The sequence below is a fragment of the Vibrio algicola genome, assembly GCF_009601765.2.
Taxonomy (GTDB): Bacteria; Pseudomonadota; Gammaproteobacteria; order Enterobacterales; family Vibrionaceae; genus Vibrio; species Vibrio algicola.
In genome coordinates this window covers 1,258,123-1,276,506 of record NZ_CP045699.1, presented here as the reverse complement: position 1 = coordinate 1,276,506, position 18,384 = coordinate 1,258,123, and the positions used below count along the sequence as shown (strand labels likewise).

At 40.9% G+C, this 18,384-nt stretch carries 19 protein-coding genes; 15 read left to right on the top strand and 4 right to left on the bottom strand.

Going from position 1 to position 18,384, the window contains the following annotated elements:
• Positions 1–394: 394 nt before the first annotated feature.
• A complete protein-coding gene (locus tag GFB47_RS05930) occupies positions 395–814 on the bottom strand; it encodes a hypothetical protein (protein ID WP_153447141.1) in 420 nt (139 codons plus the stop codon).
• A gap of 215 nt (positions 815–1,029) precedes the next feature.
• Here GFB47_RS05930 and ccoN point away from each other — a divergent pair, with 215 nt between their 5' ends.
• The 11 genes from ccoN (at position 1,030) to ttcA (ending at position 11,556) form a co-directional block, all read left to right on the top strand.
• On the top strand, positions 1,030–2,460 hold the full coding sequence (gene ccoN / locus GFB47_RS05925; RefSeq protein ID WP_153447140.1) for a cytochrome-c oxidase, cbb3-type subunit I: 1,431 nt from the start codon (positions 1,030–1,032) through the stop codon (positions 2,458–2,460).
• Between the two features lie 12 nt (positions 2,461–2,472).
• On the top strand, positions 2,473–3,090 hold the full coding sequence (gene ccoO, locus GFB47_RS05920; protein ID WP_153447139.1) for a cytochrome-c oxidase, cbb3-type subunit II: 618 nt from the start codon (positions 2,473–2,475) through the stop codon (positions 3,088–3,090).
• Between the two features lie 14 nt (positions 3,091–3,104).
• Positions 3,105–3,284, top strand: coding sequence for a cbb3-type cytochrome oxidase subunit 3 (locus GFB47_RS05915; RefSeq protein ID WP_153447138.1), 180 nt, complete (start codon positions 3,105–3,107; stop codon positions 3,282–3,284).
• Positions 3,284–4,309, top strand: a complete 1,026-nt coding sequence (ccoP, locus tag GFB47_RS05910) for a cytochrome-c oxidase, cbb3-type subunit III (RefSeq protein ID WP_153447137.1) — start codon at positions 3,284–3,286, stop codon at positions 4,307–4,309. The genes GFB47_RS05915 and ccoP overlap by 1 nt, the downstream gene beginning before the upstream one ends.
• A gap of 55 nt (positions 4,310–4,364) precedes the next feature.
• Complete coding sequence (locus tag GFB47_RS05905) at positions 4,365–4,844, top strand: FixH family protein (protein WP_153447136.1); 480 nt, start codon at positions 4,365–4,367, stop codon at positions 4,842–4,844.
• 9 nt (positions 4,845–4,853) lie between these two features.
• Positions 4,854–7,289: a heavy metal translocating P-type ATPase gene (locus GFB47_RS05900; RefSeq protein WP_153447135.1), complete on the top strand. Its 2,436-nt coding sequence runs from the start codon at positions 4,854–4,856 to the stop codon at positions 7,287–7,289.
• Positions 7,289–7,492, top strand: coding sequence for a cbb3-type cytochrome oxidase assembly protein CcoS (gene ccoS / locus GFB47_RS05895; protein WP_153447134.1), 204 nt, complete (start codon positions 7,289–7,291; stop codon positions 7,490–7,492). Before GFB47_RS05900 ends, ccoS begins: the two co-directional genes overlap by 1 nt.
• Positions 7,489–8,160 carry a sulfite exporter TauE/SafE family protein gene (locus GFB47_RS05890; protein ID WP_153447133.1) on the top strand — a complete coding sequence of 224 codons (672 nt, stop codon included), beginning with the start codon at positions 7,489–7,491 and terminating at the stop codon, positions 8,158–8,160. Before ccoS ends, GFB47_RS05890 begins: the two co-directional genes overlap by 4 nt.
• A gap of 139 nt (positions 8,161–8,299) precedes the next feature.
• Positions 8,300–9,046: an FNR family transcription factor gene (locus GFB47_RS05885; protein WP_153447132.1), complete on the top strand. Its 747-nt coding sequence runs from the start codon at positions 8,300–8,302 to the stop codon at positions 9,044–9,046.
• Between the two features lie 205 nt (positions 9,047–9,251).
• Positions 9,252–10,193, top strand: coding sequence for a universal stress protein UspE (gene uspE, locus GFB47_RS05880; protein ID WP_153447131.1), 942 nt, complete (start codon positions 9,252–9,254; stop codon positions 10,191–10,193).
• A gap of 409 nt (positions 10,194–10,602) precedes the next feature.
• Positions 10,603–11,556 carry a tRNA 2-thiocytidine(32) synthetase TtcA gene (gene ttcA / locus GFB47_RS05875; RefSeq protein WP_153447130.1) on the top strand — a complete coding sequence of 318 codons (954 nt, stop codon included), beginning with the start codon at positions 10,603–10,605 and terminating at the stop codon, positions 11,554–11,556.
• A 94-nt stretch (positions 11,557–11,650) separates the two neighbouring features.
• Here the strand turns inward: ttcA and GFB47_RS05870 are convergent, their stop codons facing one another.
• From GFB47_RS05870 to GFB47_RS05860, 3 genes are read right to left on the bottom strand one after another with little or no spacing between them, the layout of a single operon-like run.
• Complete coding sequence (locus GFB47_RS05870) at positions 11,651–12,307, bottom strand: DUF2987 domain-containing protein (protein ID WP_153447129.1); 657 nt, start codon at positions 12,305–12,307, stop codon at positions 11,651–11,653.
• Positions 12,307–13,092: a glucosaminidase domain-containing protein gene (locus GFB47_RS05865; RefSeq protein WP_153447128.1), complete on the bottom strand. Its 786-nt coding sequence runs from the start codon at positions 13,090–13,092 to the stop codon at positions 12,307–12,309. The genes GFB47_RS05870 and GFB47_RS05865 overlap by 1 nt, the downstream gene beginning before the upstream one ends.
• Complete coding sequence (locus GFB47_RS05860; RefSeq protein WP_153447127.1) at positions 13,089–13,901, bottom strand: hypothetical protein; 813 nt, start codon at positions 13,899–13,901, stop codon at positions 13,089–13,091. The genes GFB47_RS05865 and GFB47_RS05860 overlap by 4 nt, the downstream gene beginning before the upstream one ends.
• 331 nt (positions 13,902–14,232) lie before the next feature.
• Here GFB47_RS05860 and potA point away from each other — a divergent pair, with 331 nt between their 5' ends.
• The 4 genes from potA to GFB47_RS05840 all read left to right on the top strand — a co-directional run bounded on the left by potA (position 14,233) and on the right by GFB47_RS05840 (position 18,269).
• Complete coding sequence (potA, locus tag GFB47_RS05855; protein ID WP_407701697.1) at positions 14,233–15,384, top strand: spermidine/putrescine ABC transporter ATP-binding protein PotA; 1,152 nt, start codon at positions 14,233–14,235, stop codon at positions 15,382–15,384.
• Positions 15,385–15,388: 4 nt separating this feature from the next.
• Positions 15,389–16,246: a spermidine/putrescine ABC transporter permease PotB gene (gene potB, locus GFB47_RS05850; RefSeq protein WP_153447125.1), complete on the top strand. Its 858-nt coding sequence runs from the start codon at positions 15,389–15,391 to the stop codon at positions 16,244–16,246.
• Positions 16,246–17,031: a spermidine/putrescine ABC transporter permease PotC gene (potC, locus tag GFB47_RS05845; RefSeq protein WP_153447124.1), complete on the top strand. Its 786-nt coding sequence runs from the start codon at positions 16,246–16,248 to the stop codon at positions 17,029–17,031. The genes potB and potC overlap by 1 nt, the downstream gene beginning before the upstream one ends.
• A 194-nt stretch (positions 17,032–17,225) precedes the next feature.
• Positions 17,226–18,269 (top strand): extracellular solute-binding protein, encoded by a 1,044-nt coding sequence (locus GFB47_RS05840; RefSeq protein ID WP_153447123.1) that lies wholly within the window; start codon positions 17,226–17,228, stop codon positions 18,267–18,269.
• Positions 18,270–18,384: the final 115 nt, after the last annotated feature.

Sequence of the window (18,384 nt, the reverse complement as noted above, 5' to 3'; positions counted from 1 at the left end):
CAATAAAGATGTGATAACAGAGAACACTCCGGACGCTATAGTTAGACATATTCTTGATTAGTAAGATTGAGAGTAAGATCCGTTGTTGCTTCAAGCTTGATGTCTCCCCTAGACTTAAGCGCCAAAGTGCGCATTATGTATCTTATGTTAAATGGGATTGAACTTTGCATGAAATGTAACTAACTATGGCGCTAATTGGCTTTATGTTGGCTTTGTATTGTAACTTGTGTTTGTCCTTCTTTGTGCTTTTCATTCTAATTAATCTCACTAAGCAATCAGGCGCCAATTCTTTACGTCGTCTAAGCACTACTTTACCACTTCAATTTAGAACACCAAAAAGCCACGAGATTTGTCGTGGCTTTTTTGATGCCTTTTTCTCTAACCTATTTAGCCTTTAATTCTCTTTGCTTTCATCGGTAGACAGTTTGATTTGCGCAGATTGTCCATTTGGTAGCATGACGTCCCATTGAGATTTCTTCGCTAATGTTGTGGTGATTATCCAATCGCGTAATTTTAAATCCATTTTGTTAAGCTTAAGTTGCTTGGATTCAATTGATACTGTTTTAAGGCTTTGCTTGCTTTCTTGAGCTGAGTTTAATGAAATCATAATCTGAGACGGTGAAAACTCACTGAATGTGATATCAAGCTTTGTATTATCGAGTTGCAAACTACAAGGTGTATTAAGGTGGCATTCAAAGCGAGTTTCTTCTTTTACTTCATGCTGATAGCTACGCCAAAAGAAAGCTGTTAATAAAACAATCATTATGATGAATATTTGCACAAGTCTTGCCTTGGTTAATTTTTCTGCTGCCATTGATATAAATTCCTATGTAACTCACTTCAAACTTTTAGTAAGAAGTATGGTTAACCTATTGGTAACTCGGGTATAGTGGTGATGAAAATGTTGCTTTTATTTAAAATCATTGTTACCAGTTGGTGTTTTAACTGATAACTAAGGTTTGGGTGACATTACAACACTATTTTAGTGTTGATGCTATGTAGTTAATTATAAGATTGGAAGCATTCAAGATGAGCCAAGAAAATCAGCTTGAGCATAATTATAACTACACGGTTGTCCGTCAGTTTGCCTTAGTAACCATACTTTGGGGAATTGTAGGGATGAGCGTTGGTGTTTTAATAGCCGCTCAATTAGTTTGGCCACAGCTTAACTTTGATACGCCGTGGTTGACGTACAGCCGTTTACGTCCACTGCATACAAATGCAGTTATATTTGCGTTTGGTACCAGTGCCCTATTCGCATCTTCTTATTATGTTGTGCAAAGAACATGTAAAACCCGCCTCTTTGGTGGATTGTTAGTACCCTTCACTTTCTGGGGATGGCAGTTAATTATTTTAGCCGCAGTCATCTCTCTACCTTTGGGTTATACAACCAGTAAAGAATACGCAGAATTAGAATGGCCAATTGATGTGGCCATTGCAATTGTGTGGGTATCTTACGCCATTGTCTTTTTTGGAACCTTGGTTAAACGAACGACGTCGCATATTTATGTGGCTAACTGGTTCTTTGGCGGGTTTATTTTAACCGTTGCCGTTTTACACATAGTGAACAGCATGGCAATTCCGGTTTCGATGGGGAAATCCTATTCGATCTACTCCGGCGCTGTCGATGCCATGGTGCAATGGTGGTATGGACATAATGCGGTAGGCTTCTTATTAACCGCCGGTTTCTTGGGGATGATGTATTACTTTGTGCCTAAGCAAGCTGAACGTCCGGTTTACTCGTATCGCTTATCGATTGTCCATTTCTGGGGATTGATCTCTCTTTATATATGGGCGGGTCCTCACCATCTTCATTATACTGCACTGCCTGACTGGACTCAGTCTATTGGTATGGTGATGTCGGTGATTTTATTTGTGCCATCCTGGGGCGGTATGATCAACGGTATTATGACGCTATCAGGTGCATGGCATAAATTGCGTTATGATCCAATATTGCGTTTCTTAATTGTGTCTTTGTCTTTCTATGGTATGTCTACTTTTGAAGGCCCAATGATGGCAATTAAAACCGTCAACGCCCTTTCGCACTATACTGACTGGACTATCGGTCACGTACACTCTGGCGCTTTAGGCTGGGTTGCGATGGTCACTGTGGGTTCGCTTTATCACTTAATTCCAAAACTGTTTGGTCAAGAACGTATGTATTCAATTAAGTTGATCAACGTGCACTTCTGGCTTGCCACTATTGGTACGGTTTTGTATATCGTTGCGATGTGGATTTCTGGTGTTATGCAAGGTTTGATGTGGCGTGCGGTCAATGCCGACGGAACATTAACCTACAGCTTTGTTGAAACTGTTGAAGCTTCTCATCCGTTCTACTTAGTTCGCTTTATTGGTGGTGTCATTATTGTGTCAGGTATGCTGCTTATGGCGTACAACACTTATAAAACCATTAGCTCACCAGCAAATAGTTTAAAAGCTATTCCACAACCGGCCTTATAAGGAGACTAGAGTATGAGTTCTAATAAGAATCGCCATTCAATAGTCGAGAAAAATGTCGGTTTACTGGCAATTTTAATGGCTTTTGGCATCAGTTTAGGTGCATTAGTGGAAATTACCCCGCTAATGTTCCAAAAACAAACCACTGAACCTGTTGATGATTTGAAACCTTATACTGCATTGCAGATGGAAGGTCGTGATATCTACATAAAAGAAGGTTGTCACGTTTGTCATAGTCAGATGATCCGTCCATTCCGAGCAGAGACGGAACGTTATGGTCACTACTCTGTTGCAGGCGAGTCGGTATGGGAGCATCCATTTTTGTGGGGTTCTAAACGTACTGGACCTGATCTGGCACGTGTGGGTGGTCGTTATTCTGATGAATGGCATCGAGTCCACTTGATTGACCCACGAGAAGTGGTACCTGAGTCAATTATGCCAGGCTATCCGTGGTTGGCTGAAAACGAACTTACCGGTGAGCTAACAGAGAAGAAATTACGTCTTTTCCGTGACTCATTTGGTGTGCCATACAGTGATGAAGATATTGCTAATGCCAAGAAAGATGTGGAAGGTAAAACGGAGCTCGATGCTCTTATTGCTTACCTACAATCGCTTGGCCATGCAATGAAATAAGGAGCAATAATTATATGGATATTATTACCATTCATAGTATTTGGACGCTTGTTATTTTCTTTAGCTTTTTAGGTGTTGTTTGGTGGGCTTACGGTAGTAAAAAGCGCCAATCTCGCTTTGATGAAGCGGCTAACTCGATTTTTGATGATGAGCCGTCTTCACAAGAGAATAAAAAACAGGGAGGAGTCCAGTAATGTCTACATTCTGGAGTGTCTGGATCACCGTCATTACCTTAGGAACCATTTTTGGTATTGCGGCGATTTTGATCTGGTGTTTAAAAGACAAAATGGGCGTTGAAGAAGGCGCAGATATGGGGCATGAATACGATGGTATTCGTGAACTTAACAATCCACTACCAAAATGGTGGACTTATCTGTTCTTCTCAACCTTTGCTTTCTCTGCTGTTTACTTAGCTTTGTTTCCTGGCTTAGGCAACTTTCCTGGTTTACTTGGCTGGACAAGCTCACCGCAGCTCGTGACAAATGTGACGCAGTTGAATGCAGCGGTTAAAAACGCACAAGATAACAAGCAATTAGATCAATATGCTAAAGAGTTAGATGTCGCCGATAAATTTTATGGCGAATCATTTAAACGCTTAGCTTATAACGACGCAGGAACGGATTATCGTCCTATTCCTGAAATTGCTTCTGATCCTGCGGCATTAAAAGTGGGACAGAATTTGTTTTTACAAAACTGTTCACAGTGTCATGGTTCGGATGCACGCGGTCAAAAAGGTTTCCCTAATTTGACGGATAATGCTTGGTTGTATGGTGGCGAGCCGGAAGCGATCCTCACCACTATTAAGCAAGGTCGTCATGGTGAAATGCCTGCTTGGGGCGAGTTATTAGGTAAACAAGGCACGCACGACGTGGTGAGTTATGTGTTAAGCATGTCTGGCCGTAAAGTGAATGCTCGTGAAGCGGCTGCTGGTAAGATTAAATTTGCATCTTGTATCGCATGTCATGGTACCGATGGTAAAGGTAATCCGGCATTTGGCGCGCCAGATTTAACCGATAAAAATTGGCTATTTGGTGACTCTCGCGCGGATATTACCGAAAGCGTGACCTTTGGGCGACAAGGCGTGATGCCGGCTTGGGAAAATATTTTAGGTGCCGATAAAGTGCAACTTGTTGCCGCTTATGTCTGGAGCTTAAGCAATACTCAGCCAGATCAGCAACAAGCAGATCAAACATCGCAAGCGGTTGAAGCCGATAAATAAACCTGTAGTTTAGCAGCCCCGTTCTGGGGCTGTTTCTTTCATCAGAGAGTGTATTATGCAAACACCTTGGTATAAACAATTTTGGCCGTGGTTTCTTTTATGTCTCCCAATGTGCGCCGTAATTGGCAGTTTTGTTACCTTAGGTATATTTACGAAAAATAGCGTAGATTTAGTGTCAGAAAATTATTATAAAGAAGGCAAAGGCATTAATGTTGACCTATCTAAAATCCATGTGGCTAAGGCCTTCAAACTAGAAGCATCTGTTAAATCAACAGCAACTGGCGTTGAATTTAACTTTAAAAAAGGCAACTTAGATTTATACCCTGCTTTAAATGTTAGTTTTACTCACCGAACCTTGCCTGATCGTGATTTTGTACGCACTATCACCTCAGATGCTAAGGGACATTACCGATTAAACTTAACCGATCCAATTCAAGGCCCTTGGTTTATTAAACTTGAGCCCTATGATAAAGAATGGTTAATTCAAGGCAAAGTGACCTTTCCTTCAGAGTCTCCGACAGTATTACTGAATTAAGGAACATGAATGACACAAGCACCGACGATACAAGCGTGCTATCACTGCGGTGATGTAGTACCAGATAAAGCCAGCTTTAACGTTGAAATTCTCGGCCAGTCTCGAGAAATGTGTTGTCCAGGCTGCCAATCGGTGGCCCAGACTATCTTAGACAGTGGATTAGTCTCTTATTATCAATACCGCACCGCGCCTGCCGAAAAAGCCGATCTTGTTCCTGAACAACTTAAAGAGCTGATTCATTACGATAATAAAGAAGTACAAAGTGAGTTTGTTCGGCACAGTGCAAACACTGCAGAGGTGACACTGTCACTGGAGGGCGTATCTTGTGCTGCTTGTGCTTGGTTAATTGAAAAGCAATTAAGTTCAGCGGTTGGTGTTATTCAAATTCGAGTCAATATTACCACCAGTCGCGCCATTTTATGCTGGGATGATACTCAAACCAAACTCAGCGAATTACTTAAATCCATCCATCAATTAGGTTATAAAGCAGCCCCCTTTGAACCCAATAAACAAGAAGAAAACTATCACCAAATGATGAAGCAATACTTGTATCGCTTAGGCGTCGCAGGTTTAGCCACTATGCAAGTGATGATGCTGGCAGTTGCTTTATATTTTGAAGTATTTTCTGATCTGGATAATGAATTTAAGCAATATTTACGCTATGTGAGTTTAATCTTTGCCACTCCCGTTTTACTGTATTCTGCCCAGCCTTTTTATACCAATGCTTGGCGCAGTTTAAAAGCGCGTACTTTAGGTATGGATGTCCCAGTTTCGATTGCATTGATCTTTGCCTACTTCGCCAGTGTATGGGCAACCGTGGCCGGCAAAGGTGAAGTCTTCTTTGAATCTATCTCTATGTTTACTTTTTTCTTACTGATTGGGCGCTTTCTCGAAATGCGAGCACGGCGTAAAGCGGCAACGGCTAGTGCTAACTTATTGAAATTAATTCCTGCGATGGCGCGCAAGATTGATGGCACACAAATACCGGTCAGAAGCTTACAAATTGGCGATTGTGTGCGGGTGCTGCCGGGAGAGCATATTCCAGCCGATGGGAAAGTGACTCGTTCAATCACACAAGTTGATGAATCGATGTTAACCGGTGAATCGATTCCGGTATTAAAACAGCTTGGAGATTTCGTGTTTGCTGGAACCATCAATGTTGATGAGGCCTTTGATCTCGAAGTGACCTGTCATAAAGCCGATTCAGTGATCTCGAATATTGTTCGTTTGCAAGATGAAGCGGAATTCTCTAAGCCCAAAATAGCCGAAGTGGCCGATCATGTGGCGAAGTACTTTGTTGCCGTGATCTTACTTATTGCCCTATTTACTTGGCTTTATTGGCACCAATACCAACCTGAATCTGCTTTTTGGATCATGTTATCGGTTTTAGTGGCAACCTGTCCTTGCGCCCTTTCTTTAGCGACACCAACGGCGGTGACTTGCGCTACCTCTCGCTTAAGTAGTCTTGGGATTTTATTGCGTAAAGGGCATGTATTTGAAACCTTGTGTAAGGTCAATCATATCGTAGTCGATAAAACAGGCACACTTACTGCGGGTGATATCCATATTAATAAAGTGACCTTAACACCATTCGCGTTGCAGCAAAATCTGACAGAAGCAGATTGCTTAGCCATTGCGGCAAGTTTAGAGCAATTTGCTAATCATCCTATTGCTCATGCCTTTAATGAGTATAAAGATAGCGAGATTGCCTTTACTGAAGTCAACAATGTGATTGGTTCGGGTTTATCTGGGCAATATCAAGGAGAACAATGGCGTATTGGCAACCTCAGTTTTGCGCAAGATCATAATCACTCGCCCTTTGAACCATCCCTTTTGAATGAAGATCAAACCGCGCTTACGCATCAAGCGCCAACGATTTACTTGTCATCGAATGGGCAATTGATGGCCAGGTTTGAGTACAACGACCCTATTCGCCCCGAAACGCCAGATTTTATTAAAGCAATCCAAGATACTGGTATCGACATCACTATTTTGACCGGAGATACGCAATCGAGCACTCAAAAAACTGCCAATTCTCTTGGGATCAAAGATTACGTTTGCCAAGCTAAACCGGAAGATAAGTTAGCCTATTTAAACAGGCTGAATAAAAACCAAGTCACATTGATGATTGGCGATGGCATTAATGATGCGCCTACTTTAGCGGGTGCGCATTTGTCGGTTGCAATGGGCGGCGGCTCGGATGTGGCGAAAGCATCGGCAGATATGGTGTTATTAGGCGATAAGTTAAATAAAATTCTCGAAGCGAGGCAATTAGCCCTATTTACCCGAAAGATTATCAGGCAAAATCTAGCTTGGGCGTTAGGCTATAATTTGGTGATCTTACCGCTGGCGGTGATGGGCTTAGTTGCGCCTTATATTGCGGTAGTCGGTATGTCGTTAAGTTCAATCATCGTGGTGACTAACTCATTAAGGTTAATAAAATAATGGAAAGCTTGTATATATTAATTCCGATAGCCATCGTATTTGTGTGCATAGCGGTTGCGATTTTTATATGGGCAGTCAAAAGTGACCAATTTGATGATCTTGATCGTCAAGGGCACAATATTTTATTTGATGATGATACAGAAGACACCATTAGCACGAAAAAAACGCATAACACTAATGATTCGGATAACAGCATAAAATGACTCAAGATTGGATCGCCGCATTTTTAATTGGTATTTTAGGTGCTGGCCATTGTATGGGAATGTGTGGCGGCATCGCTGGCCTGATGAACTTAGGTCAAACCAATGTTAAGTCGACGTGGTTAAACCCGCTTTTTTATAATCTAGGACGTGTGGCCAGTTATGCTTTGATTGGCGCTATCATTGGTGGATCTTTTTCAACCATAACCCAGTATTCTGGTATTAACAGCCCATTAGTCTGGTTGCGCATTGTTTCTGCTGTCTTTATGATTTGTTTAGCTTTGTACATTGGGCAATGGTGGCAAGGCCTAACTTATATCGAAAGTGCTGGCCAATCTATTTGGAAGTATATCTCACCAGTAGGCAACAAACTCCTTCCTATTAAACACCCGCTCTACGCCATCCCATTTGGTTTTATCTGGGGTTGGTTGCCTTGTGGTATGGTCTATTCAATGTTGACGTGGTCGGCAGCGGCAGGCAGCGCCAAACAAGGGGCATTAGTGATGTTAGCCTTTGGATTAGGGACATTGCCTTTTATGTTTATGGTTGGGATCAGTACAGGAAAGCTGCAAACTTGGTTGCGATTATTGATTGTTCGTCGTGTCGGTGCGGTTATTTTGCTCACTTATGGCGCATTTCAACTGCATCAATCTATTTCAAAATTATTATAGTTGCTGAAACTTCCCTATAAGCAATTAAAAAATATCATATTGTTGGCTATAAACGTCACCGCGTAGCACTTTCATCTATCCTTTAAGCTTATAAACTGCTAAAATATTGATGTATATCAACTATAATGCTCGGTAATTTATGATTTCAGATAATCCTAAAACGAAACGTGTCCAATCTGGCGGTTGTGCTATTCACTGCCAAGATTGTAGTATCAGTCAGTTATGCATTCCTTTTACTCTAAATGATTCCGAATTAGACCAATTGGATGAGATCATTGAACGTAAAAAACCGGTTCAAAAAGGTCAAGAAATTTTCAAAGCTGGCGATGAGTTAAAGTCATTATATGCGATTCGTTCAGGCACGATTAAAAGCTACACCATTACCGAGCAAGGTGATGAGCAAATTACCGCCTTCCATCTTACGGGTGATTTAATTGGTTTTGATGCAATTAATAAAAATGCCCACCCAAGCTTTGCTCAAGCACTAGAAACGTCGATGGTGTGTGAAATACCGTATGAAACATTAGACGATCTATCGGGTAAAATGCCAAAATTACGCCAACAAATTATGCGCTTAATGAGCCATGAGATTAAAGGCGATCAGGATATGATCCTGCTGCTTTCTAAGAAAAATGCCGAAGAACGTTTAGCTGCTTTCCTGTATAGCCTATCAACGCGTTTCTCCCAACGTGGCTTTTCTCCTCGTGAGTTCCGCCTTACCATGACTCGTGGTGATATTGGTAATTACCTTGGTTTAACGGTTGAAACCATCAGTCGTTTATTAGGTCGTTTTCAAAAAAGTGATATCCTCACCGTGAAAGGTAAGTACATCACAATTAATGATCATGATGAACTGCAAAAATTAGCAGGTGTGGTTAGCGAGTAACCCATTACCCCGTCACCGTATTCAAACCGCTATTTTTAATAATCAAATACTTAAAAGACCGGATAGTCACACTATTCGGTCTTTTTGTTTGTAAAATATTGATCTCCACACTTAATAAAATGCCAAGTTTCAGCTACAGTTAATATAAAGGTTAATCAATACTTTAACTCGGCTAACTAAACATTGCTGTTATGGGAGAGCTATTATGGATGAATATAAAAATATTTTAGTTGTGGCGGATATCAACAATACTGAGCAATCGGCATTGGCACGCGCATTTCAAATTGTGAAAGGTCTTCCTACTCCGCCGCCAATCACATTCTTTTTATCTATTTACGATTTTTCTTATGATATGACCTCAATGTTGTCATCGGATGAACGCGATGCAATGCGCCGTGGCGTGATCCAGCAACGAGAAGAATGGATGAATAAAGTGGCAGCGCCCTATTTAACCAAAGGCGTTAAGTTCAAAGTAAAAGTGGTTTGGCATCATCGACCGTTTGAAGCGATTATTGCCGAAGTCTTTGCCAGTAATCACGATCTATTATTAAAAGCGACTCGAAAACATGACACTTTAGAATCGGTATTTTTCACTCCAACCGATTGGCACTTATTGCGTAAATCGCCATGCCCAGTATTGTTGGTGAAAAATCATGATTGGCCAGCCAATGGCAGTATTGTTGCCTCTGTGCATGTCGGCTCAGAAAGTGAAGCGCATGTGTCGCTTAATCATTATATGACAGAGCAAGCGAAGAAATTTGCTAAACCATTAAAAGCCGAGGTTTACTTAGCCAATTCTTATCCTGTCACTCCTGCCAATATTACGGTTGAGTTGCCAGAATTTGATCCTACCTCTTATACCGATGCAGTGCGTGGTTTTCATTTGACCGCGATGAAGAAATTAAGACAAGATTACGGCATCGATGAGGAACATACTCGGGTGTTAGAAGGTTTGCCAGAGGATGTGATCCCTAAGATTGCCAAAGAAGTTGATGCGGGTCTGGTGATATTGGGGACAACGGGACGAACCGGGTTATCGGCGGTGTTTATTGGTAATACTGCTGAGAATGTGATTGATAAAATTAATTGCGATATTCTGGCGCTAAAACCTCATGGTTACATTAGCCCGCTTGATCCTAATAATTAACGGTTAACTAGGGGCTGTTGATCTTTCGTGGTTGTTTTTGCTGCGAATTGTTGGGTTTTTATACAAGGAAGAGGCTTTGTGGTGTAGCTGGCTACACGAAAAGCCGATGACGAAGTAGAAAAGACCAACAAACGCAGCCCGAAGGGTTCGGCTAAAAGCCTTTTACTCTTCGTCAAGTCTCATTTACTTAGAATAACTAGGCTTCAATCGACTTGCCTTGATTAAAAGGCTTTTATCTCGAACAAAATTTAATCACGAAAGATCAACAGCCCCTAAGTTAGGCAGTTAAAAAAAACAAAAGAGCAATCAGTCTGTATTGCTCTTTTGCTATTTGTGGGTATCATACCGCCTTCATTGTTGTGTCTAATGATTGCATTGACAGTATTTAAGTAAGTTAAGGTCTCCCTCCATGAGTTCGAATCAAAATAAATCCGCCCAATTTGAATCTGACGCGATCATTAAAGCGCAGCAAAATAACTTAAATAAGTTGGAAAAGCGTCTGCGTCGTAATACCGGCCAGGCGATTGCCGATTACAATATGATTGAAGATGGCGATCGTATTATGGTGTGTTTATCGGGCGGTAAAGATAGCTTTACCATGCTTGAGATTTTGATGGGCCTAAAGAAAAGCGCACCGATTAATTTCGAACTTATTGCGGTAAATTTGGATCAAAAGCAACCGGGTTTTCCTGAACACATCTTGCCGGCCTACCTTGAACAATTAGGTGTGCAATACAAAATTGTGACCGAAGATACCTATTCTATCGTGCAAGAGAAGCTTGAGCCGGGTAAAACCACCTGCTCTTTATGTTCGCGTTTACGTCGCGGGATTTTATACCGCACTGCCAAAGAGCTAGGGGCGACGAAAATTGCATTAGGTCATCATCGGGATGATATTTTAGAAACGCTATTTTTGAATATGTTTCATGGCGGTAAATTAAAGGCGATGCCGCCGAAACTGGTTTCTGATAACGGAGAGCATGTTGTGATCCGTCCGTTAGCCTATTGCCGAGAAAAAGACATCATCAAGTTCTCTAACTTACGTGACTACCCTATTATTCCTTGTAATCTATGTGGCTCACAACCAAACATGCAACGCCAAAATATTAAGCAGATGCTCAATGATTGGGATAAGCAATTCCCAGGTCGTATTGAAACCATGTTTAAAGCCACACAGAATGTTGTACCAAGCCATTTAACAGACCACAATCTATTTGATTTTAAATCGATTGATCGCGATTCAGGGGTTATCAACGGTGGTGATATTGGTTTTGATAAAGAAGAAATGCCAATCAATACCACGCCAGATGAAGATGTAATGAACTTCGATCCTAAACTGCAGTTAGACATCACCAATGTATAAACTTGTTTTATAAACAATAAACAGGTTATAAAAAAGCGGAACTGACATTAATTGTCAATCCCGCTTTTTTTTGTATTTGATCAGATGAAAGCTTTTAGTTTTTTTCAACCAAAGGCAGTGTTCTAAACGTGGCTTTGGGAAGATGTAACACGGCATCAGGTTTCAAATCAGCAAGTTTAACCAAAGCTTTACCCTGAACAATAGAGATATCTCGCCCGTTAGTCACCGGAATAATGCCATTGCCTAGGTCGCTAAATTCAAGCGTTAAACCAATCACATCCGGTGAGAACCAACTTGAGAACATACCACCAAGATCATCCAGCATTTTGTCCATCTGTGGCATTAAACGTTTAATTTGGTCGTAATTCACATCACCAGATAAAGGCTGTTTGGTCATCACGACCATAGAAAAGTCACATTGTTTCCCCTCTTCAGTATTGATATAAACCAGAGGTGCCACTTTACGCAAATTGTTATCCAGTGGAACAATAAGCTCTTGGCTTGCGGGAATCACAAACTCTTCGTAATGCTCTTCTTTTTCCATCCACGCTTTATCAATTTTACAGATATTGCTCGATGCATGTTGTTGGAAGAAAAAAGCGACCTTGATATCTGGGTGGCCTTCTTCGGCGTTGTTTTTCATCTGAGTAAATAATTTGGAATAATTAAATCGATATTGCTGAGCATTAACCGGTGCAGATAACATACAAGTCACTAACGCAGTCAGCGCAAGGCGTTTTAATTGATGCATTATTGATGCTTCCAATAAGTATGGTTATGGGTGATCATACCTTGTAAATCGTTGACATAATCTTGGCCTCGTTCTGAATAACTTAATAAGCCATCGGTTAACTTAAGCGCTGTTGCCATTGAGGCTAAGTCTTTATTACCATCCGCTAACTTTTGACGAATATCACGTAAAGAACGATAAGCGTTATTGCGATTCATGTTCATAAAATAGGCATGGATAGAGGCTTGGGCATTGTCGAACTTTGCCACTTCATGAGTTGCACCTTCAACTCGATGTAAAGGAACTACGCCACAACCTTCGCTATAGCACCATTGACCAAAGAAATTATTAGCTTTCTTGGCAAAACGTGACGTCCCCCATGCAGACTCATTCGCCGCTTGTGTTAACACTAATGCTTCAGGCAAAATATTGACACGCAACAACATATCATCCACCCATTGTTGGTTAATACCATCTGCTGGTAATTCAACATTATACATATCGGCCAGTTTTCGAGCAGTTTTTTGCTGTGACGAACTCACATCATTTGTTGTAAGTGACGCTTCCATGGCCAAGATTTGTTTTCTTTCCTTACTGACTCGTTGGTTTTCTTTCTCAAAACCAGGACGAAGTCGATTATAAAATTTTCGTTTTTTTTTATCAATATCAACGTGCTCAGTTTTAACTTTTGTTACTTTTTCCACTTTGGCCTTAGGTTTGGAGTCGCTTGGAGTATAGTGATTTTGAAAATAGTAAACCGCCCAAAAAACCAAAATGATGGCTGCCATTATTAATTTTTTCATCATGCTTCAAATACCTTTGATTGTTTATGTCCATTACTCGGTGGCGGATTATTGCCACCGCCTGATGTGACTTTTAAGCGGATACCAAACATTTCACGATAAAGAACCCCTTTGACATGAAAATAGAATGGCAACACAAAAATTAAACCTACACCGTAGAATAAGGCGGCAGCAAAAAACATCATCAACACTAAGATGTAAATGGAGATCAACGGCAGTATCTTTTTGTTTACCGCTCTAAATGACATTAATAATGCTTTTAATGGTGTCATTTGTTTTTCGCAAATCAGTAACGGGGCGTGACTAAATGCCATTGATAAATACAACGAGACAAAAGGAATAATCATCCCGCCGATCCCTTGTAGAGATAGAGCAAGTACCGTCATCACCATAAGAGGAATGGTGTATTGCAGCCCTTTTAGCATGTGGCGAGGTTGAGTTTTAAATCCGGTTGAGTGACTCATTGCCATTAAACAAACACCTGCATAAAGCGGCGCACTGATAATTTCATAACTGAAGTTAGCAATAATGGCGGCGTCAAAAATGTTTTGGTGTTGAGCCATATTGCTAGGATCGGTAAATAGCTGCAAAATGACACTAGGATCGCCAAGCTGTAATTTTAAAGCAATGGCAAAAATTACAATTTGTAATACCAGTAACAGCACAATGGTTGGTGAGAAGGAAAGGAAATTCTTAATCGTGAGTTGCCATGCTTCTTTAATCACGGCATTCGCTTTGAGTTCATATTGACCATTGAGGGCCGTTGTGAGGTTTCCACCAACATTAAATTCTTTATCTAAATCAACATTCATCGATATATATCCAAACCACTGCAAATTTGCTTATGGCGCACATTATACCCATGCCACATCAAGATGCGAGTTTCCGGCATTTTTAATCCATTTCATTTTGTAAAATTATCGAAATATCAGTATTAAAAGCGATTTCTTGGCACAATTCTGAGTCAGATTTTGAATTCACTACCACAATAGAGGATAATGCAGCACATATTTAAGCAGTATTTCTATTTTGGTCATTTTTCTACACGCTCTTTATCTCAAAAATTACTAGGAATTGTCTGCAATGGCGACTATTATTCGCCCTCAAATTTTTACACCTAATTTTGCTTTTCTTTAGGGAGAAATACAGAAATTGAATGTTGAACACTCGCGCAGCGAAACAGTAATAAAACTGACTGGCATTAGTAAGGCTTTCGATGGTAAAACCATTATTGAAAACCTTGATCTGAATGTAAATCATGGCGAATTCCTAACGATTTTAGGCCCTTCAGGCTGCGGAAAAACCACGGTGCTGCGCATGATCGCCGGTTTTGAAACCGTTGACTCTGGCAGTGTGCTGCTTGCCAATGAGGATGTTACCCAACTCCCACCAGAGAAACGTCACGTCAACACTGTGTTCCAAAGCTACGCTTTATTTCCTCACATGACTGTATTTGAAAATGTTGCTTTTGGTTTACGGATGCAAAAAGTGGCAAGTGCTGAGATTGAAACTCGGGTACTTGATGCTTTAAAAATGGTGCGTCTTGATAGCATGGCGCAAAGAAAGCCTCACCAATTATCGGGTGGCCAACAACAACGCATTGCGATTGCCCGTGCGGTGGTGAATAAACCGAAAGTATTGTTGCTTGATGAATCCCTGTCTGCGCTTGATTACAAACTGCGTAAACAAATGCAGTTGGAATTAAAACAGTTGCAGCGCCAGCTTGGCATTACCTTTATTTTTGTTACTCACGATCAAGAAGAAGCCCTTTCGATGTCGGATCGCATTATTGTGATGCGCGATGGCGTGATCGAACAAGATGGCTCTCCGCGTGAAATTTACGAAGAACCAAGTAATTTATTTGTGGCGAGCTTTATTGGGGAGATCAACGTATTTAATGCCACTGTGATCCGTCGGATTGACGACAACACTATTCTCGCCTCTATTGAAGGCTGCGAATCGGTGGTGCACTTTAAAAAGCCGGTGCAGCAAGGACAAGAATTAAAGGTATTGCTCCGCCCTGAAGATATTCGGATTGAAGAAATCAAAGAATCGGAAGATCACGGCATTGTAGGCCATGTTACCGAGCGTACCTATAAAGGCATGACGTTAGATTCTGTAGTTGAGTTAGAAGAATCAGGCATGCGAGTGATGGTGAGTGAATTCTTTAATGAAGACGACCCAGATGTTGACCACTCAATTGGTCAAAAAGTCTCGATTACTTGGGTAGAAAGTTGGGAAGTGGTGCTTCCTGATGAATCGGAAACCCTTCAATCTATTGCAGGCGCTGAGTAACATCATGATGAAGAAAATTAATCTTCAAAACAGCATCGTGTTCTTAATTGTGTCATGGTTAATGCTGTTTGTTTTCATTCCAAATTTAATGATTATTGTGACTAGTTTCTTAACTCGTGACGATGCGAATTTAATTGATCTAACCTTTAATCTTAACAACTACGTTCGATTAGTTGATCCGCTTTATGCCAAAGTGATGTGGCATTCTTTGTATATGGCGATGGTGGCGACTGGATTGTGCTTAGTCATCGGTTATCCTTTTGCTTACATTGTGGCAAAAATGCCGGAAAAAATGCGCCCTATTATGCTTTTTTTGGTGATTGTGCCATTTTGGACTAATTCGCTGATCCGGACTTACGGATTAAAAGTAGTGCTCGGCACCCAAGGTATATTCAACAAAAGCTTAATGGCGATCGGTTTGATTGAACATCCTTTTCGGATCATGTACACCGAAGTTGCGGTCATGGTTGGTCTGGTTTACATCCTACTACCCTTTATGATTTTGCCTTTGTATTCTGCGATTGAAAAGCTCGATCGTAGTTATATTGAAGCGGCAAGAGATCTTGGTGCCAATAAACTTCAAACCTTAATTAAAGTCATTTTGCCTTTAACCATGCCAGGCATTATTGGTGGTTGCTTATTAGTATTATTGCCTGCTTTAGGTATGTTTTATGTGTCTGATTTGTTGGGCGGTGCAAAGAACTTGTTGATTGGTAACGTGATCAAAAGCCAAGTGCTGAATGCGCGCGATTGGCCATTTGGCGCGGCAACCAGTATTGCCTTGACTTTATTGATGGCCTTAATGATTTATGCCTATTATCGCGCCGGTAAGTTACTCAATAAAAAAGCGGAGTTAGATTGATGAGCAACAATGTCGGCACCAAAGTCGCCAAATCCAGCTTTATGAGTCTGGTGTATTTGTTTTTATATCTGCCAATTTTGGTGTTAATTGCGAATTCTTTTAATGCTAGCCGATTCGGCATGCGTTGGGATGGTTTTACTACCAAATGGTATTACGACTTAATCAATAACGATAGCTTGATCCAAGCCGCTGGTCATTCGATCACCATTGCAGTCATTTCTTCGACTGCTGCCACTATTATTGGAAGTTTGACGGCCGTCGCCCTCTTTCGCTATCAATTTAAAGGCAAAGGCGTGGTTAATGGTTTATTGTTCATTGTCATGATGTCACCTGATATTGTGATGGCCATTTCATTATTGGCCTTATTTTTAGTAGTTGGCTTCCAGTTAGGGTTATTAACGCTATTAATCTCACACATTACCTTTTGCCTACCCTTTGTGGTGGTAACGGTTTACAGCCGTTTGAAAGGTTTTGATGTAAAAATGCTAGAAGCCGCCAAAGATCTCGGTGCCAGTGAATGGGTGATTTTAAAACGCATTATATTGCCACTTGCCAAACCTGCGGTTGCCGCCGGCTGGCTATTGAGTTTTACCCTGTCATTGGATGATGTGATCATCAGTTCTTTTGTCACTGGCCCAAGCTATGAAATTTTACCACTGAAGATTTATTCTATGGTGAAGGTCGGCATTTCACCTGAAGTAAATGCATTAGCCACTGTTATGTTAGGTGTGTCATTATTATTAGTGATGATCTCTCAGCTTTTAGCCCGCGATAAAATCAAATAATTATCTGTTTCAACTGTATTTAGATCCGCGGATTTCTGGTATCAAAGCCATTCGCGGATTTTTTCTATTGGTGTTTTATTTATCAATAACACTTTTAAAAATACCCGTTATATTCTCGCGGAAACTTGCAGCTTGAAGTTACTTGGGTATACTTCACTCTGTTTTAATATCGACATACCTATTGGGAGACATAAATGAAACCATGGTCTAAGTTACTTGTAGGCGCAACGCTTGCTGCCTCATTAACGACGAGCTATGCGCAAGCGAATGATAAAGAACTCTATTTTTATAACTGGTCTGAGTATATTCCAAGCGAAGTATTACAAGAATTTACCAAAGAGACTGGCATTAAGGTTATCTATTCGACTTACGAGTCTAACGAATCCATGTATGCGAAACTGAAAACCCAAGGTAAAGGTTACGATCTTGTGGTGCCTTCAACGTATTTTGTGTCTAAAATGCGCAAAGAAGGCATGTTACAAAAACTCGATAAAACGAAACTGACGCATTTTGATGGCCTAGATCCAAATTATTTAAATAAACCTTTTGATCCAGGTAATGACTATTCGATCCCGTACATTTGGGGCGCAACCGGTATTGGTGTTAACACTGATATGCTGGATAAAAATAGCTTCCACAAATGGGGTGATTTATGGGATCCGAAATGGGTGGGTCAATTAATGATGACCGATGACCCACGTGAAGTATTCCAAGTTGCACTGACAAAACTGGGCTATTCGGGTAACACCACCAATCCTGACGAAATTAAGCAAGCTTACGAAGAGTTGAAAAAACTGATGCCAAACGTATTAGTATTTAACTCGGATAACCCTGCTAATCCTTATATGGCGGGTGAAACATCACTCGGTATGATTTGGAATGGCTCTGCTTATGCGGCGCGTAAAGATGGCGCACCTATTCATGTCGTATGGCCAGAAAAAGGTACTATCTTCTGGATGGACAGTTTAGCCATTCCAACAGGTGCTAAAAATGTCGATGCTGCGCATAAGATGATTGATTTCTTATTGCGTCCAGATAATGCGGCTAAAATTGCATTAGAAATTGGTTACCCAACGCCAGTGAAAGCCGCTTACCCATTATTACCAAAAGATTTTGTGGAAGATCCCGATGTGTTCCCACCTCAAAAAGTCTTTGATAGTGGCGAATGGCAAAACGATGTTGGTGACGCGAATGTATTGTATGAACAGTACTTCCAAAAATTAAAAGTCGATATGTAATTCGGCTTCAAATAATAAATATCGTTTGAGTTATTAATACCAAAAGCCCGTAAATAAATGCGGGCTTTTTGTTGATACTCATCTTATTCTTTGGCTATACAGCAGAATTTCGTCA